Raw genomic sequence first — 26,396 nt, 5'->3', positions numbered from 1 at the left:
AATTTTGACGCAAGCGAAACGGCTGAATTTCCCATGAATAAAGGGCTGAGGGCGGTTTGAATTTTTCTCAATTTTTTGCTGCTGCATGGGGGAATTTCGCCTGAATTGGAATGATTCAGGCGAATATGACGGGGAAATTACAGTGTAGTTGTTTTGTAAATATTAGAGAGGGAATTGTTGGGTTTATATTAAATTAACGAACGTTAGCGTTCATTAAAAATCCCAGTCTTCATCCTCGGTTTCCACCGCTTTGCCCATCACATACGATGAGCCGGATCCCGAGAAGAAATCGTGGTTTTCGTCGGCATTGGGCGACAGCGCGGCCAGAATAGCCGGGTTCACCTCCGCCATCTCCGGCGGGAACAGCGCGTCGTAACCCAGGTTCATCAGCGCCTTGTTGGCGTTGTAGCAAAGGAAGGCCTTCACGTCGTCCTCCCAGCCGGTGCCGGCGTAGAGTTCTTCGGTATAGCTCAGCTCGTTGTCGTACAGATCCATCAGCAAATCGAGCGCAAAGCCTTTAAGCTCCTCGCGCTTTGCCTCGCTGACTTTCTCCAGCCCTTTCTGATACTTATAGCCGATGTAATACCCGTGCACCGCTTCATCACGAATGATGAGCCGAATCAAATCGGCGGTGTTGGTGAGCTTGCCCCGGCTCGACCAGTACATGGGCAGCCAGAAGCCGGAATAGAAGAGGAAGGATTCCAGGAACACGCTGGCGATCTTCTTCTTCAGCGGCTCATCTGCCCGGTAATACGCCAGCACCAGCTCCGCCTTACGCTGTAATGACTCGCTCTCTTCACTCCAGGTGTAGGCCGCGTCCACGTCTTTGGTCTGGCACAGGGTGGAGAAAATCGAGCTGTAGGAGCGGGCATGCACCGCCTCCATAAAGCTGATGTTCGACATCACCGCCTCTTCGTGCGGCGTTAGCGCGTCGCTCATCAGCGCGGGGGCGCCGACGGTATTTTGAATGGTGTCCAGCAGCGTCAGGCCGGTAAAGACGCGGATCGTCAGCTGCTGTTCGGCGTGGCCGAGCGTTTGCCAGGCCGGAATATCGTTGGAGAGCGGGACTTTTTCCGGCAGCCAGAAGTTGCTGGTCAGGCGGTTCCACACCTCCAGGTCTTTGTCGTCCTGGATTTTGTTCCAGTTAACGGCACTCACGCGTGACAGTTTCATCCTTTCTCCTTACAGCGCGCAGGACACGCAGCCTTCGATTTCGGTGCCTTCCAGCGCAAGCTGGCGCAGGCGAATGTAGTAGAGCGTTTTGATGCCTTTCTTCCAGGCGTAGATCTGCGCTCTGTTGATATCCCGCGTGGTGGCGGTGTCCGGGAAGAACAGCGTCAGCGACAGCCCCTGATCCACGTGTTTTGTCGCCTCCGCGTAGGTATCGATGATTTTTTCCGGGCCGATCTCATACGCATCCTGATAGAGCGCCAGGTTCTCATTGGTCATAAACGGGGCAGGGTAGTAAACGCGCCCGGTTTTGCCTTCCTTACGAATTTCAATTTTCGACACGATCGGGTGAATGCTCGACGTGGCGTGGTTGATGTAGGAAATCGATCCGGTCGGCGGTACGGCCTGCAGGTTCTGGTTATAAATGCCGTAGCGCATCACGTCGTCACGCAGCTGCTGCCACATCTCGCGCGTCGGCAGGGTAATCCCCGCGCGGGCAAACAGTTCGCGCACTTTTTCGGTTTGCGGCTGCCAGTCGGCTTCCAGATACTGGCTGAAATATTCCCCGCTGGCGTAGCGGGACTGCTCAAAGCCCGCGAACCGCTGGTTGCGCTCGCGCGCCAGCATCATCGAGGTGTGCAGCGCGTGCCAGGTAATGGTGTAGAAATAGAGGTTGGTGAAATCCAGCCCTTCCGGACTGCCGTAGGCGATGCCTTCCCGCGCCAGATAGCCGTGCAGGTTCATCTGCCCCAGCCCGATGGCGTGCGACGCGGCGTTACCCGCTTCAATAGACGGCACGCTGCGGATATGGCTCATGTCCGATACCGCCGTTAGCCCGCGAATGGCGGTCTCCACCGTGCGGCCAAAGTCGGGGGAATCCATGGTGTGGGCAATATTCAGCGACCCGAGGTTGCAGGAGATATCCTTGCCGATGTCCGCGTAGTCCAGGTTCTCGTCGTAGGCTGACGCGCTGTTGACCTGCAAAATCTCCGAGCACAGGTTGCTCATATTGATGCGCCCGGCAATCGGATTCGCGCGGTTCACCGTATCTTCATACATGATGTACGGATAGCCGGACTCAAACTGGATCTCCGCAAGCCGCTGGAAGAAATCGCGGGCGTTGATGGTTTTTTTGCGAATGCGATCGTCGACCAACAGCTCGTCGTATAGCTCGCTGATGGCCACATCGCCAAACGCTTTGCCATAAATACGCTCAATATCGTACGGCGAGAAGAGCGCCATGTCGGCATTGTCCCTGGCCAGCTTAAAGGTGATATCCGGGATCACCACGCCGAGCGACAGGGTTTTGATGCGGATTTTTTCGTCGGCGTTTTCGCGCTTGGTATCCAGAAAGCGCAGAATATCCGGGTGGTGCGCGTGCAGGTAAACCGCCCCCGCGCCCTGGCGTGCGCCAAGCTGGTTAGCATACGAAAACGCATCCTCCAGCATCTTCATCACCGGGATCACGCCGGAGGACTGGTTTTCGATGCGCTTGATCGGCGCGCCCGCTTCACGCAGGTTAGAGAGCAGAAACGCCACGCCGCCGCCGCGCTTGGAAAGCTGTAGCGCCGAGTTCACCGCGCGGCCAATCGACTCCATATTGTCTTCGATACGCAGCAGGAAGCAGGAAACCAGCTCGCCGCGCTGGGCTTTGCCGCAGTTGAGAAAGGTCGGCGTGGCGGGCTGGAAGCGTCCGGAGAGGATCTCGTCGGTTAGCTGCTCCGCCAACGCTTCATCACCCTGCGCCAGCGTCAGGGCCACCATCACGGTGCGATCTTCAAAGCTCTCTAAGTAGCGTTTGCCGTCAAAGGTCTTGAGGGTGTAGCTGGTGTAGTACTTCCACGCGCCGAGAAACGTCTGAAAGCGAAAGCCGCTGGCATGAGCGCGTTCAAACAGCGTCACCACAAAGGCGCGGTCGTAGCGGGTCAGCACGCGTTCTTCGTAGTAGCCTTCTTTAATCAGATAGTCGAGACGTTCATTCTGGCTTGCAAACGTCACGCTGTTAGGCCGCACGTGGGCAGCAAAAAAGGCGTCCACCGCCTCACGGTCTTTATCAAACTGAATGCGTCCCTCGCGGTCATAGAGGTTAAGCATGGCGTTTAATGCGTGGTAATCCGGTGACGCCTGAATCACCCGTTCTGCGGTTGTCGTTGCCAAAATTCGTTCACTCCTTTACGCACGTTTTCGACGTCCTGCTGTGTCCCCATCAGCTCAAAACGATAGAGATACGGCACGCCGCATTTTTGAGAGATGACATCCCCGGCGCGGCCAAAGGCATCGCCGAAATTGCGATTCCCCGCCGCGATAACGCCGCGGATTAGCCCGCGGTTATGAGGGTCATTGAGAAAGCGGATCACCTGACGAGGCACTGCTCCCGCCGTGCCGCCGCCGCCATAGCTGGGCACCACCAGAATGTACGGTTCCTCTACCCGGATCCGCTCCCGCTCGTTCAGCGGAATGCGCACCGCAGGCAGCCCGACGCGCTCAATAAAGCGGAGCGTGTTTTCCGAGCTGCTGGAGAAGAAAACCAGCCCACTCATGCCCGGGCAGCCTGCGCGCTCAGGCGGTTAATCATGTCCGGGCGGAAGCCGGACCAGCTTGTCTCCCCGGCGATTACCACCGGAAGCTGACGAAAACCCTGCTTGCGCAGGGTATCTGCGGCCTCGGGGACCTGGTCAATATTCACCATCTCAAACGCTACGCCACGGCTTTCCATCGCGCGTTTTGTGGCGTGGCACTGAACACAATCGTTACGAGTGTAAATAATAATGCTCATGATTCGTATTTCCATTTAAAATAAGGGCGCGGCGCGAATCGTCGCGTCGGGTTGTGTATGTCTTGCTAAAAGGAATACTAGATGTAGTTGTCTTTAGTTTCAACCATACAAGATATGGGAAATTTAGATTGATGTTGCCCCTATGATGAGCACAGCGGGGCAGGGCAGGCTATGCGGGTTTTTCAGGCGAGAAGGCAAAGAAAAGCCCCGGCAACCATTGGCTACCGGGGCTGGGAAACGAGCGCGAGGGGTTATTTACGCAGGCTAAGCAGGGCACCCACGAAGATACCGACGGCCGCGACCGTGCCCAGCGTGCAGAGCGGTTTTTCGCGCACGAAGGTCGTTGCGCAGCTGACCGCATCGCAGGCAGCCTGAGTCGTTCGCGTACGCCCGTTCAAGCGCGCGCGGGTTTCACGGAGCAGAGACTGAGCCTTACGTTTTGCGGCATCCGCTTCGTCCTTCGCGTCAGTTCCCCAGGACTTCAGCACCTCTTCCAGCGTGTCCGCTAATTGGCTGACATCATTACGAATATCCTGAGCGTCGTCATTAATATCGTTTCGGTTCGGTCTGTTAAACATACGATCCTCCGTAATTTTGTGTTCCCGTTCAGTTTAGTTCAGAAATTTAATATCTGAAGCGCGTCACGCGTTATCCGGCAGTTTATGGATTATTCTGAAAGCCCTGCTAATGCTGAATACTGTAAGGTTGCCGGGCAGGAAAAGATAACGAGGAAGAGATATGTATTTACGACCTGATGAGGTGGCGCGCGTTCTTGAAAAAGAGGGATTCACCATGGATGAGGTGACATCAAAAGCGTATGGATATCGCCGTGGCGAGAATTATGTTTATGTTAATCGCGAAGCAAGAATGGGGCGTACCGCTCTCATTATTCACCCGACGCTGAAAGACAGAAGTCTGTCATTTGCTGAGCCTGCCTCGGATATTAAAACCTGCGATCATTATCAGCAATTCCCGCTCTATTTAGGCGGCGAACGGCATGAGCATTATGGTATTCCGCATGGCTTCAGCTCACGCATGGCGCTGGAGCGGTTTTTGAAGGGACTGTTTGGCGACGTACAGTAAATTCGCGACTGGCGTGCGCCAGTCGCTTCACATCACGCTTTTGCCTGGCTGTACTGGCTGACCTTAAACAGGCGGCGGCAGTAGTCGAGGAAATAGCCGTATACCGCACCCATCAGCATTGAAATCACAATATTCGAACTGACGGCCGCTGCGATCTGGTGCCAGTCTGCACCCACTGTCAGCAGAATAGCCACGTAAACCGGCGACTGGAACGTCACATACGCCAGAACGTCCGCCAGGTTTTTCACCCAGCCTGCGGGGCTGATACGACGCGCGAAACGCATTACCGCATCGCGGTATAATCCGTAAGGCCATGCAATAATAATATTGACCGGGATCGCCACCAGACGGGAAGAAAGTGACTGCTCGAAGGACATTCCGGAGAGGAATATTTCGATCAGCATGTTCACAACGGAACAGTAGACAACCATCGCGAAAGTATCCGCCACGGCATGGCGAAGGCGTGATTGCGGTGAGAACATGTCTGAACTCCTTGAGAAGAACACAAAAGAAACGATTTTCCCGAAGCGATTAGTGCTTTAGGTTGGTTTGTTTGACGTGTATAGCGTATATCTCTGGGTTTGAACTAACAACTAGTGATTAATTTTTATTTAATCGCCTTTTGTCCACAAAATTCTCTAAAGTTGGTTGTTTTTTGTTCGGTTCGTTATAATCTGTCTCGATTGATAATTTTTTCATGTAAATCATATTGTTGATGTTTATGGTGTCGAGATGGGATTTGCTCCTGTTGCGCGTAGCGTAGGATGCTGAAATTTGGATTAAAGTTGACCATTTATATTGATGTGATGATTGAATCTGTGCGTATCCCCTCTGCGTCATAAGATAATATTAACGGTGATATTTAAACATATTTACGCGACTGGCCGGACGACCTCGCGGGTAGATATTTCTATAAAAATGAATTATTCTGTTGATGATTTATCTATTTACCCTAAAGAGAAGGTTTTCAAATAATATGTCTTTGACGTTACAGAATCTTAATAATATCCGAACTCTGCGCGCTATGGCGCGTGAATTAACCCTGGACGTTCTTGAGGAAACGCTGGAAAAGGTCAGGGTCGTTACTGAAGAGAAACGGAGTGAGCTGGCGGAATTAGAGCAGCAGCGCGCTGAGCAGCAGGAAAAAATTAATGCCCTGCTGGAGCTGATGAAAGCCGATGGTATTTCCCCGTCTGACCTGCTGGGCTCTGAACTGGCGCAGGCGGGTAAGCCAGCGAAAAAGCGCAAGCCGCGTGAAGCAAAATATCGTTTTATTGACCAGAACGGTGAAGAGAAAACGTGGACCGGCCAGGGCCGCACGCCGAAGCCTATTGCCAGCGCGCTGGCAAACGGTAAATCACTGGATGATTTTCTGATCTGACAGGTGAGCCGGGCGGAAAAAGCCGCCCGGCTGGTTGTTCAGCAGACGCCGAAATCGCCTTCTTCGGTATACGGCGCCAGATCGGCGGCTTTCAGAGTATATTTCTCGCCTTGCTCATTGCTGGCCTGAACCGCCACAATGCTGTCACCGTTCACTTCGAGCACTTTCAGTTTCGGGCCGCCTTTACGCGGTTGCACATAATCACCGACAGAAAACATATTACCTCCTCATCGTTTTAGCGATCTTCACCTTAGCCCACGCGTGACGCCGGGTACAGCGTATTTCACCGATTACTGCTTATGAGGTACGCCGGTTCCAGGGCATCACCTTGAGCAGTCTCGCCATGCCGCAAAAGCCCGTCACACCGGCGAACAGCAGCCCGGCTCCGACAAAACCGCTGAGCAGGAAAAAGCCGCTGGAGACGCTATAGCCCAGGACTACGCCGCAGAGTATCAACAGCCCGGCGGCAATTTGCACCTGACGCATCAGCGGCAGCGGCTGGGATTTGTCTTCGACGGTCGGCAGCCCGGCCTGCTTCCAGCCCTGAATGCCCCCCTCGACCACAAAGGCCTGCGCGGGCGCGGCGGCCTGAGCAAGGCGGTCGGCATTCCCCGACGTCCGGGCACCGGACTGGCAGTGGAAAATCACCGTATCCCCCGCCTGCGCGTTAAGACCGCCGGGTAAGGTATCCAGCGGCACGGACCGCGCGGCGGGAATATGCTCGCGGGCATACTCATCGGCATCACGAATATCAATCAGTTTTGCGCCTTCAGCGACACGGGCACTGGCCTGGTGCGGGGAAAGAAGAGGAAGGGACATGGCAACTCCTTACGGGCAATAAAGGGTTTTCAGGGTGCTGATCAGCTGATGTACCGCATCGTTTTTAATGAAATAGAGAATGCGCTGCGCGTCGCGGGTGCTGTCGATAAGCCCTTCCTCACGCATGCGCGCCAGATGCTGCGACGTGGCGGAAGGACTTAACCCCGTGGCACGCGCCAGTTCTCCCGCGCTGGTGCCGGGCGCTCCGCACAGGGTGCAGAGGATCAGCAGGCGACGCGGGTTGCTCATCGCTTTTAAGAGTGTGGCGGCCTGCCCGGCGCTGGCCTGAAGCTGTTCAAGTTCGGTCATAATAGTTTAGCATTTCCTTAATTAAGTAAATGCTAAACTATTTTATGGCCTCGCGCCAGAGGAGATCGCTATAGATGTGGGTCAGCACCCCCGCAGGGCCAAACTGCTGTTTGATCCACCGCGTGACCTGGCCGGTTGCGGCATGTTGCGTGGCGAGCAGCATACGCGAGTCCTGACGCGGGTTATTAATACGTCGGGTAACCAGCAGCCCCGCGTCTACCGCCTCGCGGGTCATATATTCCGGTAAAAAGCCTATCCCTTCGCCCAGGATCTGACACTGACATTTGGTGTTAAAGTCCGGCACCAGAATGGCCTCCTGCCCGTGCAGCAGCCAGCCGACCTTTTTGTTAATGGTGTGCGCGGTATCTTCCACCATGATGTTGGGATACAGGCGCAGCTGGCTTTCCGCTATCGGCTCCGGGGTGAACGCCAGCGGGTGTTCCGGCGCGATGGCAAAGACCCAGCGGATGGCGCCGATCTCGGTGTAATCAATCCCGCCGCCGTCGAGCAGCGTGTCCGGCGCGCCAATCGCGATATTGGCCTGGTTGTTGATGATGGAGTCCCAGACGCCGTTGTAGACCTCGGTAGTGACGGTAATTTGACAGGTCGGAAACTGTTTTTTCAGCACCTGCAGCAGCCTGGCGGTGTGGCGCGGCGTGTATAAAAGCTGATTAATACAGATGCGCACCCGCGCCTCGATGCCCTGCGAAATGGTATCTATCCCGCGCTTGATGGCGTGGAAGTCGTTTAGCAGGTCGGTGGCCTTACGGTAAAAGTAAAACCCGGGCTCGGTCAGCTCAATGCTGCGCGTGCTGCGGACAAACAGCACCACGTCCAGCCCTGTCTCCATACGCTTAATGGTGTAACTGATGGCGGAGGTCGTCACGCCCAGCTCGGCGGCGGCTTTGCTGAAGCTGCCGAAGCGTGCGGCGGTAGTAAAGGCCAGCAGGTTCTCTTCGGTAAAGATGGAATTCATATCTCACTCCCTTCAGCCATCAGTTTTGAACATATTTTAACAGCGCTGTTACAACACATTTGAAGCCGATCACAGTTCTGACTATTTGCCAAAAGCCGCACGCAGTAAGGCTTCGTCAGACATAAGCATAATGCAGTCTCGAGCGCTAAAACGTGGGGAAACATAAGAAAAAGGTTGCACAGACGCACGTTTTGACCGGTTTGTTGAATTTACCTCAACAATGAATTGACTGTCGATGAATCATTTTTAAGCGGATTCTTTTATGACCAGGCTGTTGCTATTCTCAGGTCAACAGAAATAAAAACATCGGGAGTCTGAATATGTCTGCGAACGAACTCGTTACTGAATTTCTGCTGGCGGCAGAAGAGGGCAATAGCGATGCGCTAAAAGCCTGCCTGGAGAAAGGCGTGGATATTAACGCCACCAATCGACAGAAAAGAACCGCCGTTATTATTGCCAGCCTGAAAAAACATTATGCCTGCGTGGAGTTATTAATTGCCGCCGGGGCGGATATTGATAAACAGGATCAGACCTGCTTTAACCCCTTCCTGATTAGCTGCCTGACCAACGATATTACCCTGCTGCGCATTGTTCTTCCGGCAAATCCGGATCTCGACCGCCTGACGCGTTTTGGCGGCGTGGGCATTACGCCAGCCAGTGAAAAAGGGCACGTGGAGATCGTGCGCGAGCTGCTGGAAAAAACCGATATCAACGTCAACCACACCAACTTTGTCGGCTGGACGCCGCTGCTGGAAGCGATCGTGCTCAACGACGGCGGCGCGAAGCAGCAGGAGATCGTCAAGCTCTTGCTGGATCACGGCGCGAACCCGCACATGACCGATAAATATGGCAAAACCCCGCTCGAACTGGCGCGGGAAAAAGGTTTCGATGCAATAGCCGACCTGCTGCTGGCGGCGGGTGCATAACGCATTCGGCCAGCCTTTCCCGGCTGGCCGTTAATTCAAAAGTATTTTTAACCGACGTGCATTTTGCACGACGGCGGCCCCCTTTTATCCGCTTTCAGGAGAAAATAATGCCAACGAAAATCGTCATAAAAAAGAACACCTATTTTGACTCCGTATCATTAATGTCCGTTTCCACCAAAGCCAATAAATTGCCGGGCGTCGATCAGGCGTTTGTGGCCATGGCAACGGAAATGAACAAAGGCGTATTAAAAAACCTCGGGCTATTAACGCCTGAATTAGCCGAAGCCAAAAACGGCGACCTGATGATCGTTATTAAAGGCGACGCGGCGAATGATGAAACGCTGGCGGCTATTGAAGCGCTGTTCACCCGTAAAGAGAGTGCAGGCTCCCATGAAGCGCGCTACGCCACGATTGCCAGCGCCAAAACCCATCGCCCGGACAGCAACCTCGCGGTCATTTCCGTCAACGGTACCTTCGCCGCCCGCGAAGCGCGCCAGGCGCTGGAAAACGATCTTAACGTGATGCTCTTCTCCGATAACGTATCGCTCGACGACGAGCTGGCGCTGAAGCAGCTCGCGCACCGGAAAGGGCTGCTGATGATGGGGCCGGACTGCGGCACCGCCATCATCAACGGCGCGGGACTGTGCTTTGCCAACGCGGTGCGCCGCGGCTCGATTGGCATCGTCGGCGCATCCGGTACCGGCAGCCAGGAGCTGAGCGTGCGCATTCATGAATTCGGCGGCGGCGTGTCGCAGCTGATTGGCACCGGCGGGCGCGATCTCAGCGAGAAGATCGGTGGCCTGATGATGCTTGACGCCATCGACATGCTCGAAGCCGACGAGGGCACCCAGGTTATCGCACTGATCTCCAAACCAGCGGCTCCTGCCGTGGCAGAAAAGGTGCTGGCCCGCGCGCGCGCCTGCCGCAAGCCGGTGGTTGTTTGCTTCCTCGGCCGCAGCGAACCACCTGCCGATGAAGACGGCCTGCAGTTTGCGCGAGGCACCAAAGAGGCGGCTCTGAAGGCAGTCCTGCTTACCGGCATCAAAAAAGAGTCCCTGGACCTGCATCCGCTCAACTGGCCTTTGATTGAAGAGGTGCGCACCCGCCTGACCCCGCAGCAGAAGTACATTCGCGGCCTGTTCTGCGGCGGCACCCTGTGTGACGAAGCGATGTTTGCGGCGCTTGCGAAATTCGACGACGTCTACAGTAACATCCAGCCGGATCCGTCTAAGCGCCTGAGCGACATCAGCGTCAGTAAAGCCCACACCTTCCTCGACTTTGGCGACGACGACTTCACCAACGGCAAGCCGCACCCGATGATCGACCCGACCAACCGCATCAGCCGCCTGCTGCAGGAGGCGCGCGATCCGGAGGTGGGCGTCATCGTGATGGACTTCGTGCTGGGCTTCGGCGCGCATGAGGATCCGGTCGGCGTGATGATCGACGCCATCAAAGAGGCACAGGCCATCGCGAAGGCCGATCGCCGTCCGCTTGAGATCCTCGGCTACGTGCTCGGCACCGACCAGGATCCGCAGTCGCTGGCGCAGCAGTGTCAGCTGCTGACCGACGCAGGCGTCATCTGGGCCAGCAGCAGTACCAACACCGGATTACTGGCACGCGAATTTGTTTGCAAAGGGGAGAAAGCATAATGACGACCTTATTCAACCAGCCGCTGAACGTCATTAACGTCGGTATTGCGATGTTCAGCGACGATCTCAAAAAACAGCACGTTCCCGTCACCCAGCTCGACTGGACGCCGCCGGGACAGGGCAATATGCAGGTCGTGGAGGCGCTTGACCAGCTGGCGGAAAAACCGCTGGCGGAGAAAATCGCCGCCGCTAACCACATCGCCCTTGAGCGCATTATTCAGTCCCATCCGGTGCTGGTGGGCTATGACCAGGCCATTAACGTGGTGCCGGGCATGACCCGCACCACCATTCTGCACGCCGGTCCGCCCGTCTCCTGGGAAAACATGTGCGGGGCGATGAAGGGCGCGGTCACCGGGGCGCTGGTGTTTGAAGGGCTGGCGAAAGATCTGGACGACGCGGCAAGGCTTGCCGCCTCCGGGGAGATTGCCTTCTCGCCCTGCCACGAGCACGACTGCGTGGGCTCCATGGCGGGCGTCACCTCCGCGTCGATGTTTATGCACATCGTTGAAAACAAAACCTACGGCAACCGCGCGTTCACCAACCTCAGCGAGCAGATGGCGAAGATCCTGCGCATGGGGGCCAACGACCAGAGCGTGATCGACCGCCTGAACTGGATGCGCGACGTGCTCGGCCCAATGCTGCGCGACGCCATGAAGATTATCGGCGAAATCGACCTGCGCCTGATGCTGGCCCAGGCGCTGCACATGGGCGACGAGTGCCACAACCGCAACAACGCGGGCACCACGCTGCTTATTCAGGCGCTGACGCCGGGGCTGATCCAGGCGGGCTATCCGGTGGAGCAGCAGCGCGAGGTGTTCGAGTTCGTCGCCAGCAGCGACTACTTCTCCGGCCCGACGTGGATGGCGATGTGTAAAGCCGCTCTGGACGCCGCGCACGGCATTGAGTACAGCACCGTCGTCACCACCATGGCGCGCAACGGCTACGAGTTTGGCCTGCGTATTTCCGGCCTGCCGGGGCAGTGGTTCACCGGCCCGGCGCAGCAGGTGATTGGCCCGATGTTCGCAGGCTATAAGCCGGAAGACTCCGGGCTGGATATCGGCGACAGCGCCATCACCGAAACCTACGGCATCGGCGGCTTTGCGATGGCGACGGCCCCGGCGATTGTTGCGCTGGTGGGCGGGACGGTGGATGAAGCCATCGACTTCTCCCGTCAGATGCGCGAAATCACCCTCGGCGAAAACCCGAACGTCACCATTCCGCTGCTCTCGTTTATGGGCATCCCAACCGCCATCGACATTACCAAAGTCGCGGGCAGCGGCATTCTGCCGGTGATTAACACCGCCATTGCCCATAAAGATGCGGGCATCGGCATGATTGGGGCGGGCATCGTTCACCCGCCGTTTAGCTGTTTTGAAAAGGCGCTGTTGACCTTCCGCGAGCGCTACTTTTTATAAGGCAAGCATCCATGAAAAACATGAAACTGGAGTGGAAAAGAGGTGACTGGGCGGCCTATTTCGGGTTGATGACCAACAACCTGACCAATTTGCTGACCATGATGGGGCTGCTCATTTTTGTCGTCGGCATCCCGAAGGAGATTGTTTATGGACGCATCGCGCCGGCCTTCGGGCTGGCGGTGCTGGTGGCGAGTATTTGCTACGCGTGGTTCGGCATGCAGATGGCGCGCCAGACCGGGCGAGCGGACGTCACCGCGCTGCCGTCCGGCCCCAGCGCGCCGTCAATTTTTACCGTGACCTTCCTGGTGCTGATGCCGGTGTATCAGCAAACGGGCGATGCGGAGTTCGCCATTCAGATTGGCCTGGTGTGGTGCTTTGTTGAGGCGATGATCCTGGCGGGCGGTTCGTTCCTGGGTGAGACCATCCGCAAGATGATCCCGCGTACCGTGCTGCTGTCGTGCCTCTCCGGTTTGGGCCTGCTGCTGCTGGCGATGAACCCGATGCTGCAGGCGTTCGAAGCGCCGACCGTGTCGTTTATCGTATTGCTGCTGATCTTCATTAACTGGTTTGGCAAAAAGCCGATTTTCGCCCGTATTCCGACCGGCCTGCTGCTGCTGATAGCCGGTACCGCACTGGCGTGGATCTCCGGCCTGCAAAGCCCGGAAGCGATTAAAGCGTCCATGTCATCCTTCGGCTTTAACCCGCCGCAGGTGCACGTAGAAGGCTTCCTGCAGGGCCTGCCGCACGCGCTGCCGTATCTTGCCTCTGCCGTGCCGCTGGGGCTGGCAAACTACATCTTTGACCTGGAGAACATTGAAAGCGCCCACGCGGCGGGGGATGCGTATCCGACGCGCAAGGTGATGCTGGCGAACGGTCTGGCCTCCATGCTCGGCTGCCTGATGGGCAACCCGTTCCCGGTGACGGTCTACGTCGGCCATCCCGGCTGGAAAGCGATGGGGGCCAGCATCGGCTACACGCTGGCCTCGGGCGTGACCATGTTCATCGTGCCGCTGTTCGGGCTGGGGGCGTTTATGCTCGCCATCATTCCGATGACCGCCATCGTGCCGATTCTGGTGTTTATCGGCGTCGTGACGGCCAACCAGGTGGTAAGGGAAACGCCCAAAGTGGAGGTGCCCGTTATCTTCATCTGCCTGTTCCCGTGGATCGCCAACTGGGCGTTGACCATGATGAACAGCGTGATGGGGGCGGCAGGCACCAGCGCGGCCAAAATCGGCACCGACGTGCTGCACAGCAAGGGGATCTACTACGAGGGATTAGTCCATCTGGGGAACGGCGCACCGCTCGCCAGCATGCTGTGGGGCTGTATCGCCATCTTCGCCATCATCAACAAGCCGCTGCGCGGGGCCGTTGCGGCTGCGGGTGGGGCGCTGCTGGCGCTGTTTGGGGTGATCCATGCACCGGTGGTGGGATTTGCCGAAGGCAGTTCGCTGATGTTCGTCACCGCGTATCTGATGATGGGCGGCATGTTTGTGGTGAAGCATGTGCTGGATAGCCGCGAAGCGGCGAGCGCAGCCCCTGGTACCGTTGCGAAGGAAAATGTATGAAAGAGCTTATGGTCGTCGCCATCGGCGGCAACAGCATTATCAAAGACAACGCCAGCCAGTCGGTTGAACATCAGGCGCAGGCGGTGAAAGCGGTGGCAGAGTCGGTGCTGGAAATGCTGGCCTCCGACTATGACATCGTGCTCACCCACGGCAACGGCCCCCAGGTGGGGCTGGATCTGCGCCGCGCCGAAATCGCCCACGAGCGGGAAGGACTGCCGCTGACCCCGCTGGCAAACTGCGTGGCGGATACCCAGGGCGGCATCGGCTACCTGATCCAGCAGGCGCTCAACAATTGCCTGGCCGCACGCGGGGAGCAAAAAGCGGTCACGGTCGTCACGCAAGTGGAGGTGGATAAAAACGATCCCGGCTTTACGCGCCCGACGAAACCTATTGGTGCCTTCTTCAGCGAGGCGCAGCGCGACGAGCTGCAGCGCACGCACCCGGACTGGCGTTTTGTTGAGGACTCCGGCCGTGGCTATCGCCGCGTGGTGGCATCACCCCAGCCGCTGCGGATTGTCGAGGCGGATGCCATTAAGACGCTCACCCAAAAAGGATACGTGGTGATCGGCGCGGGCGGCGGCGGGATCCCGGTCGTGCGCAGCGAACAAGGGGATTACCAGAGCGTCGATGCGGTAATTGATAAAGATCTCTCCACCGCGCTGCTGGCGCGGGAGATCGGCGCCGACGTGCTGGTGATTACCACCGGCGTGGAAAAGGTGTGCGTCAACTTTGGCAAGCCAAACCAGCAGGCGCTGGACACCGTTAACGTGGTGCAGATGATGCGTTATATGGAAGAAGGCCACTTTCCGGCAGGCAGCATGCTGCCCAAAATCGTCGCCTCGCTGGAATTCTTAAACCACGGCGGCAAGCGGGTGATCGTCACCTCGCCGGACTGCCTGCCCGCCGCGCTGCGCGGAGAAACTGGTACCCATATTGTTAATGAAGGAAGATAAGATGAGTGAAAATAAAAGCCGCCGCGAGTTTATCAGCCAGAGCGGCAAAATGGTCACCGCCTGTGCGCTGTTTGGCGCGACCGGATCCGTCGCGTATGCTGCTGACTCCGCAAAGCCAAACTGCGAGACGGGTAAACCGATGAACATTACCGCGAAGTATTACTATCTGGACAACGTGCTGCTCGAAGCCGGGTTTAACGTTGATGGCAGCGTGGCGACAGGCACCCGCACCGAGCTGAAAACACTGGAGATTAAAGACGGGAAGATCGTCGCCCTGCGCGATAACAAGAGCCACGCCGACGCAACCCGGCCGCACTATGACGCGGGCGGCAAGCTGATGCTCCCGGCGATGCGCGACATGCACATTCACCTGGATAAAACCTTCTACGGTGGCCCGTGGCGCTCGCTGAACCGTCCGGCGGGCACCACAATTCAGGACATGATCCGCCTTGAGCAGAAGCTGCTGCCGGAGCTGCAGCCCTACACCCAGGAACGCGCGGAAAAGCTGATCGATCTGATCCAGTCGAAAGGCTCCACCATCGCCCGCAGCCACTGCAACATTGAGCCGGTTTCCGGCCTGAAAAACCTGGAAAATTTGCAGGCGGTGCTGGCGCGCCGCAAAGCGGGTTTTGACTGCGAAATCGTCGCCTTCCCGCAGCACGGCCTGCTGCTGTCGAATTCTGAAAAGCTGATGCGCGAGGCGATGCAGGCCGGGGCGCACTACGTGGGCGGGCTGGACCCAACCAACGTCGACGGCGCGATGGAGAAATCCCTCGATCTGATGTTCCAGATTGCGCTGGACTACGACAAAGGGGTGGACATTCACCTGCACGAAACCAGCCCGGCGGGCGTGGCGGCGGTGAACTACATGGTCGAAACCGTGGAGAAAACGCCGGAGCTGAAGGGCAGGCTGACCATCAGCCACGCCTTCGCGCTGGCGACGCTCAACGAGCAGCAGGTGGATGAGATCGCCACCCGCATGGCGGCGCAGCAGGTGACCATCGCCTCCACGGTGCCGATTGGCACCCTGCATATGCCGCTGAAGCAGCTGCGTGAGAAGGGCGTGTTCGTGATGACGGGGACCGACAGCGTGATCGACCACTGGTCGCCGTACGGTCTGGGGGACATGCTGGAAAAAGCGAATCTTTATGCGCAGCTCTACATCCGCCCCAATGAGCAGACGCTCTCCCGCGCGCTCGGTATCGCCACCGGCGACGTGCTGCCGCTGAACGACAAAGGCGAACGCGTGTGGCCAAAAGCGCAGGACGACGCCAGCTTTGTGCTGGTGGATGCTTCCTGCTCCGCCGAGGCCGTGGCGCGCATTTCACCCCGTACCGCGACGTTCCATAAGGGCAACCTTGTCTGGGGTGTCGTAGGCTAAAAGCGAGCCGGGTGGCGGCTTCGCCTTACCCGGCCTACTGAAACCCTCAAATCGTAGGCCGGGTAAGCGCAGCGTCACCCGGCAATGTTTTATACTGGGAGTCACATTCTTAAAGAGGGATCTGCCATGGCACAAAACATCTACGACAACCCGGCGTTTTTCGAAGGCTACGCCCAGCTTCCGCGCTCGGTTCAGGGGCTGGAAGGCGCGCCGGAGTGGCCCGCGCTTAAGGCCATGCTGCCGGATTTAACCGGCAAATCGGTTGTCGATCTCGGGTGCGGCTACGGCTGGTTCTGCCGCGCAGCGCGTGAGCTGGGCGCAGCTGACGTCACGGGGGTTGATATCTCAGAAAAGATGCTCGCCCGCGCAGCGGAGCTTACCGCTGATCCACAGGTCCACTATCAGCGTAGCGATCTGGAATCTCTCACGCTCAACGAGAACAGCCTCGATCTGGTCTACAGCTCGCTGGCGCTGCACTACCTGCCGGAGCTGGACACGCTGTTCGCCAGGGTTCAGCGCGCGCTCAAGCCCGGCGGCAGCCTGGTCTTTTCGATGGAGCACCCGATTTACACCTGCGCCTCCCGTCAGGGCTGGCTGACCGACGATAGCGGCGAGCGGTTCTGGGGCGTGAACCATTATCAGGAAGAAGGCAAGCGCGTCAGCAACTGGCTGGCGGACGGTGTTATCAAGTATCACCGCACGCTGGGCACCACGCTTAACGCGCTGATCGGGGCCGGGTTAACGATAAGCGAGGTCAACGAGTGGGGGCCAACGCAGGCGCAGATTGACGCCTGGCCCGCGCTGGCCGAAGAGGCGGAGCGCCCGATGCTGGTGCTGATCGCCGCCCGTAAGGCTCAGTAACCCACCTTATACACCCGCCCGCTCTGCACGCCTTCCACGCTGCGGCGGTAGGCCTGCGCCACGGTCGCGGCGGGAACGCTTTCAAAGCCCGGGAAGAATCCGTCGTACGCTTCGGCGGATTCGGTGAGTACCGTCGGGCTAATCAGGTTGATGCGGATCCCGCGCGGCAGCTCGCAGGCGGCAGCGCGGACAAACCCTTCCAGCGCCGCATTTACCGTGGTGGCATTTACGCCCTGCGCAATCGGCTCGTGCGCCACAATTCCGCTTATCAGCGTAATCGAGCCGCCTTCGTTCAGATAGTGCTGGCCGGTCAGCGCCAGTCGCACCTGCCCGAGCAGTTTATCCTGCAGGCCCTGGTTGAAGTCACTGTCCTTCATGGTCGCGAGCGGGCCAAAGTAAAGGCCACCGCTGGCGGACACAATCGCATCCACCGGGCCGATTTTCTCAAACAGCGCCTGGACGCTCGCCTGCGAGGTGATATCCACCTGCTCGTCGCCCTGCGTGCGGCCCACGCGGATGACTTCGTGACGACGACTCAGCTCTTCCGTTACCGCACGACCGACCGTACCGCTGGCACCAATAATGACGATTTTCATAGCTGACTCCTTATGTTGTGAGCCTTCATTCTTTAATAAATAAAAATGCAGATAAACTGGGCTAGAGTTAGAGGATTGCTAACCAGGAGTTTGGAATATGGATAAGCTTCGCGGTATGGAGACGTTTATTGCGGTGGTGGAAAGCGGCAGCTTTACCGGCGCGGCGTCACGTCTGGAGATGTCGGCGGTGATGGTGGGGAAGTATATTGCCCTGCTGGAGTCCCAGCTCGGCACCCGCCTGCTGGAGCGTAACACGCGCCGTCAGAGCCTGACGGATGCCGGACGAGTCTATTTCGACGAGGCGAAGCGGGTGCTGGAGCAGGTCGTGATTGCCGAAAGCGCGGTGGAACGCCTGCGTGCCGCGCCGTCTGGCACCCTGCGCGTCACGGCGCCCACGTCGTTTGGCGGCTGCGTGATTGCCCCGTTGACGGCAACCTTTTTACAGCGCTACCCGGAGGTACGCATCGAGCTGGATCTCACCAACCGGATGGTCGATCTGGTGGAGGAGGGCGTCGATCTGGCCATTCGCATTGGTGACGTTCGTAATGACGATCTGGTGGCGAAATACCTGTGCCCCTACAACATGGTGATCTGCGCAGCGCCGGATTATTTAGCGCGACACGGCACGCCGCAAACGCCAGACGATCTGGTGGATCATCTGTGTCTTTCGCACACGGTGTGGACGGCACGTAACGAGTGGCGGCTGCCGGGCGTGGAAGGGGAGGTACGCTGGAAGCGGGATGCGATCTTAAGATGTAACGACGGCTACGGCTTGCGCATGGCGGCGCGAGCCGGGGCGGGGTTATTGCTGCAACCGGAGGTGCTGGTGGCGGAAGAGCTGGCAAGCGGCAGGCTGGTGCGTGTGCTGGAGCCGTTCACACCCGCGCCGAGGCCGGTGCATTTATTGTGGCGTCAGGATTTACGTCAACTGCCTAAGCTTACGGAATTTATCGCCCATATTCTGCTAAGATTGGGCACAATATAAAAAAAGAAGGTAATCAAAGAATGTCTGCAAATAAACTCGCCAGCAGCGCGCAGGGCCTGCAATCCTCTGCCATCCGTGAATTATTAAAACATAGCAAAATGGCCGGAGTGATTTCGCTGGGCGGGGGTATTCCTAATCCCGATCTGTTCGATCACGAAGGGCTTAAAATTGCCGCTGATGCCGTCTTATCACAGCATTTTGGCGAGGCGTTCCAGTACGGCCTGACGGAAGGCGTCCCGGGGCTGCGCGAAGAAATTAAACGCATCTGCGAGGGGCGCGGTATCGCCTGTAAGTCCGATGATGTGGTCGTGACCTCCGGTTCACAGCAATCGCTTGACGTGCTGGCGCGTGCGTTAATCAACCCGGGTGACACCGTTGTGGTTGAGCGTCCAACCTATCTTGCCGCGTTGCAGGTCTTCGGTCTGGCGCAGGCGAATTTTGAATCCGTTGGCACCGACGGCGACGGCATGAAGGTGGATGAGCTTGAAGCGCTGGCGGCGAAGAAAACCATCAAAGCGGTCTATATTGTTCCGACGTTTGGCAACCCTGGCGGGGTAACCCTTTCTGAAGCGCGTCGCAAACAGCTGGTGGAATTATCAAAGCGTTATGATTTCGTGATTATCGAAGACGACCCGTACAGCGAAATTAATTACACCGATGAAGTCTTCCGCCCGTTGATTGCTCATGCCAAAGATATCGGCAATGAAGAGAACGTGGTGTATACCTCAACCTTCTCTAAAATCCTCGCGCCGGGGACTCGCGTAGGCTGGGTGCTGGTGCCGGAATGGCTGAAGCGCGCGGTAGTGAACCTTAAGCAAACCACCGATCTGCACACCAGCACGCTGTCGCAGCTGATGACGTATGAGTACCTGAAAACCGGTCGTCTAGCGGGGCAGATTAAAACGATCCGTGAAGCCTATCGCCAGAAATACCAGACGTTCGCCACCGAGCTGGAGTCCGAGCTGGGCGATGTGATGTCGTTCCACAAGCCGAAGGGCGGTATGTTCCTGTGGGCGAAGATGAATAATGGTAGTAACACCACCCGCTGGCTTGAAAAAACGTTAAGCAACGGCGTAGTATTTGTGCCCGGCGAGTTTTTCTACTGCAATGAGCCAGACCCAACGACGCTGCGCATGTCATTTGTGACGCCAACGGATGAAGATCTGAAAGAGGCGGTTCAACGCCTGAAAAAATCGCTCTAAAAGAGCTGCGCATAATGGCTTTCCTGCCGTTATGCGCAATACGCGTTCAGGGCGGCACGGGCCGCTATCGTTCATGGTGAGTTCCATGTTTGAATTTCTGATCGGTGTCGTTACCCACACGCCCGTCTGGGTGTGGGTGCTGTTTATCTTCCTCATCTCTCGCGGCATTAAAGCCCGCAGGCCTGCCACCGTTACGCTGGAAAGGCTTGCCATCATTCCGGCGATTTTTCTTATCTGGGATATTTACGATCTGGTGGTCTACCGCACGTTAACCCCCGGGACTGTCGCATTGTGGACGGCGGGGATCCTCGCCGGGGCCGCGCTGGGGTATTTCCTGATTAAGCAGGCTGGTATTACCCGTGCAGAGGCGCCGCGCACCCTTTTCCGCCAGGCAGACTACACCGCGCTGCCGTTTATGATGCTGGCGTTTGGGGTCAAGTATGTGCTGGGCGTGATGAGCGCGGTCTCTCCCCAGACGATGCAGCAGCCCAGCATGAGCGCGCTGGCGATCGTCTCCGGCGGCGTATTTGCCGGCGTGTTTCTCGGGAAATTTGCGCGTTATATTGGGGTGTATAACAGCGCCGCACCGCGCCCGGCGGAGTGATATCTCCGCGCCTGTCCGAATCAGGCTACATCCGGCTGGCCTGATTTTCGCTTAGCTATGACGTCCGCAACGGTCTTTATACGGCTTAGCTCCTCCTGCGTCCTGGAGTTAGATTGGGCTTCCCAGATATCGACGTTCAGCTGTAAGTTAAGCCAAAATTCAATCGTGGTATCAAACGCTTTTGCCAGTTTTATCGCCATATCGGCAGTAAGCTTGCGATTGTTATTGACCAGCGCGCTGATGGTGTTGCGGTGAACATTGAGCATCTCCGCCAGATCGCTGATTTTCAGATTGAGCGGTTCAAGATACTCATACTGCAACACGTCGCCCGGCGTGGTAGGTTTGCGGAGTGCCTGTTGAAGTGTCATGGGTGATGCCTCACTTGTGTTGCGCGTACCTGTGTGGAGAGAGGTAGAGATCGTCTGCTTTACCCTCTGTCCAGAGAAATACGAGCCTGTATTGCCTGTTTACCCGGATTGAGGAATATCCCTTCAGCGGAGGATTTAATGCTTCATACATATTGCCCGGTGGCGATCGTAAATCCCGGTGCGAGGTAGCTGCATTGATTATGTCGAGCTTTCTCGCAAGCGCTGTTTCCAGATTTGAAGGAATAACATTGCTCGATTTACCGTAAAGAAAAAAATCCTCAAGCCATTGATCCCGAAAATAACTAATCATAATGCTGGCGAGCTCCACTCCATGAAGCTGATTGAATAGTAATGCACTCCCGCACTGTGCGCAAGTGCGTTTTTGTCTGCGGTTAATATTACCTGGGCGATGGCTGAAGGGAAGTGGGATGCATGACTAAAGGTTAATACTCCGAGGTAGGTTCTAGTTCTGGCATGCGGTTTAATGCCCGGTGGCGCTGCGCTTGCAAGGGCCTACGGATATGTAGGCCGGGTAAGGCGAAGCCGCCACCCGGCGATTGACTACCGCTCCCTCAGCGCCTCTTTTGCCCGGTTAAACGGCTTGATCAGATAATCCAGCACCGTTTTCTCTCCGGTCTTAATGTCCACCGTCGCAATCATCCCGGGCACAATCGAGAAGTGCCTGCCCGCCTTATTCACCAGGTAATCCTGGCTGGTGCGGATAAACACCCGGTAATAGAACACTTCCGGCTTGGCCTCGTCCTGGATGGTATCCGGAGAAATCGTCTCCACCACCCCGTGCAGCCCGCCGTAAATGGCGTAATCGTAGGCGGTGATTTTGACCAGCGCCTCCTGGTTCGGGTGGATAAAGGCGATATCGCGCGGCGACAGGCGGGTTTCAATCAGCAGGTGATCGTCCACCGGCACAATCTCCATCAGCTCGCCGTTGGGTGGGATCACGCCGCCGATGGTGGTGACCTTGATGTTTTTTACGATCCCGCGCACCGGGGATTTTACGGTCAGACGGGTGACGGAATCCTGGCGGCCCTTGAGGATGGCCGAAACCATATCCACCTCCGCGTTGGCTTTGGAGAGCGCCTCGCGCGCCTGAACGTAATACTGCGAGCGTACGTCGGTGAGCTTCAGCTCCAGGTCGCTTTTCTGCCGCTGCAGGCGAAGCACCTCCACGTGGCTGGCGGCGCCGGTTTTGACCAGCCGCTGGGTGATGGCCAGCTCCTTATTGGCGAGATCTAACGCGGCGCGCAGCTCCCGCTGCGTATCCTCCAGCTGCGCGCGGCGGGAGTTGTAGAGCCGCGTTTCGTCAGCCATCAGATCCGGCCATTGTGCCAGCGAAGGGGGAAACTTCAGCGGGAGATCGTTCACCTCGGCGTACAGGCGGGCGCTGGAGGCCAGTGAAGCCCGGTAGCGCGCTGCACTTTCGCCGACGTTCGATTCGGAACGCGTCGGATCGAGCCGCGCCAAAACCTGTCCGGCCTGCACCTGATCGCCCTCGTGAACGTTCAGCTCGGTGAGGATCCCGCCGTCCAGCGACTGTAACACCTGCTCGCGCGAGCTGGGGATCACTTTACCCGAGCCGGTTGATACCTCATCCAGCATGCCAAACCATGCCCAGACGCCCAGCACCACAAACATCAGCAGCGAGAAGATCACGATCCGACGCGCGCCGGTGTAGCCGCTTTCGGAGTCGAGGGCATTATCCAGATCGTCCATCGCCGCCACATCACGCTGACTGATTTTCATTTTTCCACTCCCGTCCGGTTGCTGCCTGCTGCTGTTGCTGCATACGGCTGTTGTTCAGCGCCTGGGCTTTTGGCGCGTCCATCACCAGCATCCCCTCTTTCAACACCACGACACGCTCCACCAGTTCCAGAACCGGTACGCGATGCGTGGCGACAATCAGGGTGCGATGCCCGAGCCAGTCGCCCAGGCGCTGGATGAATTCCCGCTCGGTGTGCTCGTCCAGCGATGCGGTGGGTTCATCCATCAGCACGATATTCGGATCGCGCAGCAGCATTCGCGCCAGCAGAATCGACTGGCGCTGCCCGCCGGATAACCCCACGCCGTTTTCCATGATCGGGTAGTCCAGCCCTTTGGGCAGCTTCTGCACAAAGCCCGCCGCGCCGGTCAGCTCCAGCGCCTCGAAAATCTCTTCGTCGGTGGCGCGCGGCATGCCGAGGGTGATGTTTTCGCGCAGAGTGCCGTAAAACAACCGGGCGTTCTGGGTCATAAAGCCGACGTTGCGCCGTACGTCGGCGACGTCGAGATGCGGCAGACTGAAGTTATCAAGCCGCAGCTCGCCGGCCGCCAGATCCATCCCACCCGCCATGGCCTGCAGCAGGGTTGATTTGCCCGCGCCGTTGCGCCCCAGAATTGCCACTTTCTCACCCGGTCGGATCTCCAGCCGGTTAATGCGCAGCGCCATGCGCGGATCGTCCGGCTGATAGCGGAACTGCGCCTGCTCGAAAAGATAGTGTCCGCGCAGTACGTCCTGGCGAATTGGCGTCTCCTCGCGCTGGTTTTCGGTGGGAAGCTGCATGATGCTGTCCAGCCCCTCTTTTGCCGCTTTGACCTGCTGCCAGCGCGCCAGCACGCCGCACAGCGTCGCCATCGGGGCGATCATGCGGGAGGCCAGCATCGACGCGGCGACCACCGAGCCGGTAGTTAATGTCCCGTCGATCACCATCGGGGCGCCGACCACAATTACCCCGGCGTAGACCAGGCTCTGAATGGTCATCCCCCAGCTGATCAGGTTCTGCGTCAGCTCACGGGTGCGCAGGCCGGATTCGGCGGTGATCTGGATATAGCTGTTCCACTGCTGCAAAAAGCGGTTTTCCGCCTGCATCAGCTTGATGTCCTCCAGCCCCTGCACGCTCTCCACCAGCACCGCATTGCGCAGGGTTGATTCATGCGCCGACTGCTTTGCCAGCTCCGCCAGCTTTTTCTGCAGCAGCAGGCCGGGCAGGACCATGATCACCGCCGCGACCGGGGCGATCCACGCCAGCTGTGGGGCGATGATCGCCAGCACCACCACGAACAGTAAAAAGAAGGGCAGGTCGACAATCGTCGAGATGGTGGACGATGTCACCATCTCGCGGATCTGCTCCAGCTCGCGCAGCTGAGAGATAAAGCTGCCGGTGGAGCGGGGGATCGCGCTGTTGCGCAGCCGCAGCGCGTGGCCGAATACGCGATCCGAAACGCGCATATCCGAGCGCTTGCCCAGCAGATCCATAATGTGCCCGCGCGCCACGCGCAGCACAAAACCAAACAGGGTGGCGATCAGCACCCCGATGGTCAGGACGTAAAGCGTCGGGTAGGACTGGGCGGGGATCACCCGGTCATAGACCTGCATGGAAAAGACGATCCCGGAGAGCGACAGCACGTTGATAAAGAGGGCTGCCAGCATAACCCAGCTGTAGGGACGCAGATCGCGCATCACCAGCCGGTAGAGCCAGTCCGGACGGTATTTTGAGATATAGGCGTCCACGCGGCTGTCCTTCAGCGCGGCGAGTGGACGCAGGGCAATAACGTGGCGGATTGCGGGCAGCATTGCCGTCATCGACAGTCGGTTGGTGTAGGTCTCATCGCCGAAAAAGCTGACCTCCAGCGTATCGTCCCCGTCGAAATGCTCAATCACGCCGATCCTGCCGTCATGCATCGCCACCACTACCGGCAGACGCCAGCTGTTGATCGCCTGCCGATCGTCGGTAAGGAGCTGAAACGACAGCCCCGCTTCGCGGGCCAGATGGGTGAGGGCGGGTACCATCGGTTTGCCTTTCAGCCACGGCGCACCCGCCAGCAGCGCGCCGGGAGAACAGGCGACGCGGTAGCGCGTGGCGACAAAACCAAAGGCCTGCGCCCACTGCGCCAGCGCCTCATCCGTCATGTTTTCACCTTGCGGGATATCACGCTGCTTCATGGCTGGATCTCCACTGTCTGGATGGTGCGGTTATCAAGATCGAACGCATGACGCAACTGGCCGGTGTTATACAGGCAGTTGAGCTGCAGCTGGTGCAGCTGACCGAGGGTCTGCTGCTGGGTGAAGCGCGCCTGATAAACCTCCTGCTCGGCGTTGAGCACATCGAGCAGCGGGCGCGAGCCGAGATCGAGATACTGCTGCTGGTACAGCTCGCGGGTGCGGGCGCTGAGGGCTTCCTGGCGGCCCTGGATTTGCAGCGTGCTTTGCAGGCTCATCACCTGGCTGCGGGCTTCCATCAGCTTCTGGCGGACATCAAGACGCGTACGCTGAATAGTGGACTGCGCCGCCTCCACCGCGTGTCCGGCAGCGTTACGCCGGGCGGTGAGGCCACCACCCTGGTAGAGCGGCATCTGCACTTTCACCCAGGCGGAATACTGGGTGCGATCCCGCGTTTCGCTCCCCGCATAGCGATCGTTCATGTAGTGACGCACCTCCGGCTCCAGCGAGACGGTTGGCGTCATCTGCGCGTCGGCGTAGTCGAGGTTAGCCTGGGCGACGTTGGCCTGCGCCCAGGCGGCAAGTACCGCGGGCACCAGGCGATCGTCCGGCTCGGCGATGTCGCAGCTCTTGCCCAGCTTTTGCGGAAAGTCATTGCTGATTGCGTTCAGGCTGTTCCAGCCGAGAAAGCTCATCAGCGTGGCGCGGGCGCTGTCCAGGCTGGCCTGGTACTGCATCAGCTGGGCGCGCGCGCCTTCGATACGGGCATCGGTCTGCACCACGTCAGAGAGCGACGTGGCCCCTTCGTCGTTACGCTGGCGGGTCAGCGTGCCAATAGAGGAGAGGGCGCCGAGCTGTTCTTTAGCGGTGTCGACCATCTGCTGCAAGGTTTGCACCTGCACCATGGCGATGGCGGTATCGTGAGCAATGGTATCGATACTCACCAGCACGTTGGCCTGCTGCTGGGCAACGCCGGCGCTCTCGGCGCGCACCTGGCTGGCCACTTTGCCAAAGTCGTAGAGCATCTGTGAGAGAGAGAGCACCAGCGACGGCGTAAAGCCGTTCTGGTCGCCGTCATGGGAATAACCACTGTCCACGCCGGCATTAATCTGGGGATAGTATTTTGATTTAGCGACATCCACCTCTTCGCTCTGTTCATAGAGTTTCCCCACGGCTTCGCTGATGGCCGGGTGCCAGGTGACGGCGCGGTTGACGGCCTCGCCAAGCTGCAATGAACCGGGGGCGGCTTTGCCAGCCGCAGGGGCGACGCGGCCATTGAGCGAGGGGAGTTCCTGCGTTTCACGGAGCTGTCCGGTATTGATGATTGCCGCCGGGTTCGCGCAGAGAGCGGGCACAGATATCAGGCAGCACGAGAGCCACCAGTAAGGCATCTTCATTCCCATGTCATATCCCTATTAAAAAAGTACGGCTTTATTATTTATG

28 protein-coding genes are annotated in these 26,396 nt (G+C 58.0%); 12 read left to right on the top strand and 16 right to left on the bottom strand.

What is annotated here, in order from left to right; genetic code table 11:
* Positions 1-213 precede the first annotated feature (213 nt).
* The 5 genes from nrdF to V1566_RS21035 all read right to left on the bottom strand — a co-directional run bounded on the left by nrdF (position 214) and on the right by V1566_RS21035 (position 4,524).
* On the bottom strand, positions 214-1,173 hold the full coding sequence (nrdF, locus tag V1566_RS21055) for a class 1b ribonucleoside-diphosphate reductase subunit beta (protein ID WP_213328617.1): 960 nt from the start codon (positions 1,171-1,173) through the stop codon (positions 214-216).
* 9 nt (positions 1,174-1,182) lie between these two features.
* Entirely contained in the window at positions 1,183-3,327 is a 2,145-nt protein-coding gene (nrdE, locus tag V1566_RS21050; protein WP_395304528.1) for a class 1b ribonucleoside-diphosphate reductase subunit alpha, read from the bottom strand.
* On the bottom strand, positions 3,300-3,710 hold the full coding sequence (nrdI, locus tag V1566_RS21045) for a class Ib ribonucleoside-diphosphate reductase assembly flavoprotein NrdI (protein ID WP_021241965.1): 411 nt from the start codon (positions 3,708-3,710) through the stop codon (positions 3,300-3,302). Before nrdI ends, nrdE begins: the two co-directional genes overlap by 28 nt.
* Positions 3,707-3,946: a glutaredoxin-like protein NrdH gene (gene nrdH / locus V1566_RS21040; RefSeq protein WP_159514764.1), complete on the bottom strand. Its 240-nt coding sequence runs from the start codon at positions 3,944-3,946 to the stop codon at positions 3,707-3,709. The genes nrdI and nrdH overlap by 4 nt, the downstream gene beginning before the upstream one ends.
* A gap of 251 nt (positions 3,947-4,197) precedes the next feature.
* On the bottom strand, positions 4,198-4,524 hold the full coding sequence (locus V1566_RS21035; protein ID WP_023333166.1) for a DUF883 domain-containing protein: 327 nt from the start codon (positions 4,522-4,524) through the stop codon (positions 4,198-4,200).
* 160 nt (positions 4,525-4,684) lie between these two features.
* Between V1566_RS21035 and V1566_RS21030 the strand changes: the two genes are divergently transcribed.
* Positions 4,685-5,029, top strand: coding sequence for a DUF2002 family protein (locus V1566_RS21030; protein ID WP_023333165.1), 345 nt, complete (start codon positions 4,685-4,687; stop codon positions 5,027-5,029).
* Between the two features lie 32 nt (positions 5,030-5,061).
* Here the strand turns inward: V1566_RS21030 and alaE are convergent, their stop codons facing one another.
* Complete coding sequence (gene alaE, locus V1566_RS21025; protein ID WP_008502567.1) at positions 5,062-5,511, bottom strand: L-alanine exporter AlaE; 450 nt, start codon at positions 5,509-5,511, stop codon at positions 5,062-5,064.
* A gap of 494 nt (positions 5,512-6,005) precedes the next feature.
* Between alaE and stpA the strand changes: the two genes are divergently transcribed.
* Entirely contained in the window at positions 6,006-6,410 is a 405-nt protein-coding gene (stpA, locus tag V1566_RS21020) for a DNA-binding protein StpA (RefSeq protein ID WP_395304527.1), read from the top strand.
* A 38-nt stretch (positions 6,411-6,448) separates the two neighbouring features.
* Here the strand turns inward: stpA and V1566_RS21015 are convergent, their stop codons facing one another.
* The 4 genes from V1566_RS21015 to V1566_RS21000 all read right to left on the bottom strand — a co-directional run bounded on the left by V1566_RS21015 (position 6,449) and on the right by V1566_RS21000 (position 8,514).
* The gene (locus V1566_RS21015; RefSeq protein ID WP_063144169.1) at positions 6,449-6,628 is read right to left on the bottom strand and encodes a hypothetical protein; all 180 of its coding nucleotides are present in this window, start codon (positions 6,626-6,628) and stop codon (positions 6,449-6,451) included.
* A gap of 79 nt (positions 6,629-6,707) precedes the next feature.
* Positions 6,708-7,229, bottom strand: a complete 522-nt coding sequence (locus V1566_RS21010; protein WP_395304526.1) for a rhodanese family protein — start codon at positions 7,227-7,229, stop codon at positions 6,708-6,710.
* Positions 7,230-7,238: 9 nt separating this feature from the next.
* On the bottom strand, positions 7,239-7,538 hold the full coding sequence (locus V1566_RS21005; protein WP_063144167.1) for a helix-turn-helix transcriptional regulator: 300 nt from the start codon (positions 7,536-7,538) through the stop codon (positions 7,239-7,241).
* Positions 7,539-7,575: 37 nt separating this feature from the next.
* Positions 7,576-8,514: a LysR substrate-binding domain-containing protein gene (locus V1566_RS21000; protein WP_395304525.1), complete on the bottom strand. Its 939-nt coding sequence runs from the start codon at positions 8,512-8,514 to the stop codon at positions 7,576-7,578.
* Between the two features lie 320 nt (positions 8,515-8,834).
* On the opposite strand from V1566_RS21000, the gene V1566_RS20995 reads away from it, so the two are divergent.
* From V1566_RS20995 to V1566_RS20965, 7 genes are all read left to right on the top strand, one after another.
* A complete protein-coding gene (locus V1566_RS20995; RefSeq protein WP_121424483.1) occupies positions 8,835-9,440 on the top strand; it encodes an ankyrin repeat domain-containing protein in 606 nt (201 codons plus the stop codon).
* Between the two features lie 107 nt (positions 9,441-9,547).
* Positions 9,548-11,089, top strand: coding sequence for an acyl-CoA synthetase FdrA (fdrA, locus tag V1566_RS20990; RefSeq protein WP_395304524.1), 1,542 nt, complete (start codon positions 9,548-9,550; stop codon positions 11,087-11,089).
* A complete protein-coding gene (locus V1566_RS20985) occupies positions 11,089-12,504 on the top strand; it encodes a DUF1116 domain-containing protein (protein WP_395304523.1) in 1,416 nt (471 codons plus the stop codon). Before fdrA ends, V1566_RS20985 begins: the two co-directional genes overlap by 1 nt.
* Positions 12,505-12,515: 11 nt before the next feature.
* Positions 12,516-14,069 (top strand): xanthine permease, encoded by a 1,554-nt coding sequence (locus V1566_RS20980; RefSeq protein WP_395304522.1) that lies wholly within the window; start codon positions 12,516-12,518, stop codon positions 14,067-14,069.
* Positions 14,066-15,022, top strand: coding sequence for a carbamate kinase family protein (locus tag V1566_RS20975; RefSeq protein ID WP_395304521.1), 957 nt, complete (start codon positions 14,066-14,068; stop codon positions 15,020-15,022). The genes V1566_RS20980 and V1566_RS20975 overlap by 4 nt, the downstream gene beginning before the upstream one ends.
* Before the next feature lies 1 nt (position 15,023).
* Positions 15,024-16,403, top strand: coding sequence for an amidohydrolase family protein (locus V1566_RS20970; RefSeq protein WP_395304520.1), 1,380 nt, complete (start codon positions 15,024-15,026; stop codon positions 16,401-16,403).
* A gap of 126 nt (positions 16,404-16,529) precedes the next feature.
* Complete coding sequence (locus V1566_RS20965; protein ID WP_395304519.1) at positions 16,530-17,264, top strand: class I SAM-dependent methyltransferase; 735 nt, start codon at positions 16,530-16,532, stop codon at positions 17,262-17,264.
* Here V1566_RS20965 and V1566_RS20960 read toward each other — a convergent pair.
* Positions 17,258-17,860: a short chain dehydrogenase gene (locus V1566_RS20960; RefSeq protein ID WP_252034167.1), complete on the bottom strand. Its 603-nt coding sequence runs from the start codon at positions 17,858-17,860 to the stop codon at positions 17,258-17,260. The two genes, V1566_RS20965 and V1566_RS20960, sit on opposite strands and share 7 nt — an antisense overlap.
* Before the next feature lie 97 nt (positions 17,861-17,957).
* On the opposite strand from V1566_RS20960, the gene V1566_RS20955 reads away from it, so the two are divergent.
* From V1566_RS20955 to V1566_RS20945, 3 genes are all read left to right on the top strand, one after another.
* Positions 17,958-18,845, top strand: coding sequence for a LysR substrate-binding domain-containing protein (locus V1566_RS20955; RefSeq protein WP_395304518.1), 888 nt, complete (start codon positions 17,958-17,960; stop codon positions 18,843-18,845).
* 20 nt (positions 18,846-18,865) lie between these two features.
* Entirely contained in the window at positions 18,866-20,047 is a 1,182-nt protein-coding gene (locus tag V1566_RS20950) for a PLP-dependent aminotransferase family protein (RefSeq protein ID WP_395304517.1), read from the top strand.
* A gap of 85 nt (positions 20,048-20,132) precedes the next feature.
* The gene (locus tag V1566_RS20945) at positions 20,133-20,651 is read left to right on the top strand and encodes a DUF6622 family protein (protein ID WP_395304516.1); all 519 of its coding nucleotides are present in this window, start codon (positions 20,133-20,135) and stop codon (positions 20,649-20,651) included.
* 20 nt (positions 20,652-20,671) lie between these two features.
* On the opposite strand, the gene V1566_RS20940 is transcribed toward V1566_RS20945, so the two are convergent.
* The 5 genes from V1566_RS20940 to V1566_RS20920 form a co-directional block, all read right to left on the bottom strand.
* Complete coding sequence (locus V1566_RS20940) at positions 20,672-21,019, bottom strand: HigA family addiction module antitoxin (RefSeq protein WP_290098848.1); 348 nt, start codon at positions 21,017-21,019, stop codon at positions 20,672-20,674.
* Positions 21,020-21,029: 10 nt separating this feature from the next.
* Positions 21,030-21,329, bottom strand: a complete 300-nt coding sequence (locus tag V1566_RS20935) for a type II toxin-antitoxin system RelE/ParE family toxin (protein WP_395304515.1) — start codon at positions 21,327-21,329, stop codon at positions 21,030-21,032.
* A 251-nt stretch (positions 21,330-21,580) separates the two neighbouring features.
* Positions 21,581-22,750, bottom strand: a complete 1,170-nt coding sequence (locus tag V1566_RS20930; protein ID WP_395306024.1) for an HlyD family efflux transporter periplasmic adaptor subunit — start codon at positions 22,748-22,750, stop codon at positions 21,581-21,583.
* 10 nt (positions 22,751-22,760) lie between these two features.
* The gene (locus V1566_RS20925) at positions 22,761-24,956 is read right to left on the bottom strand and encodes a type I secretion system permease/ATPase (protein ID WP_395304514.1); all 2,196 of its coding nucleotides are present in this window, start codon (positions 24,954-24,956) and stop codon (positions 22,761-22,763) included.
* Positions 24,953-26,356, bottom strand: a complete 1,404-nt coding sequence (locus V1566_RS20920; protein WP_395304513.1) for a TolC family outer membrane protein — start codon at positions 26,354-26,356, stop codon at positions 24,953-24,955. Before V1566_RS20920 ends, V1566_RS20925 begins: the two co-directional genes overlap by 4 nt.
* Positions 26,357-26,396 lie beyond the last annotated feature (40 nt).

It is taken from the genome of Enterobacter sp. ECC-019 (genome assembly GCF_043974075.1).
Lineage (GTDB): Bacteria > Pseudomonadota > Gammaproteobacteria > Enterobacterales > Enterobacteriaceae > Enterobacter > Enterobacter asburiae_D.
Note: the sequence above shows the minus strand (reverse complement) of the source record. Positions and strands in the feature narration are given on the sequence as shown.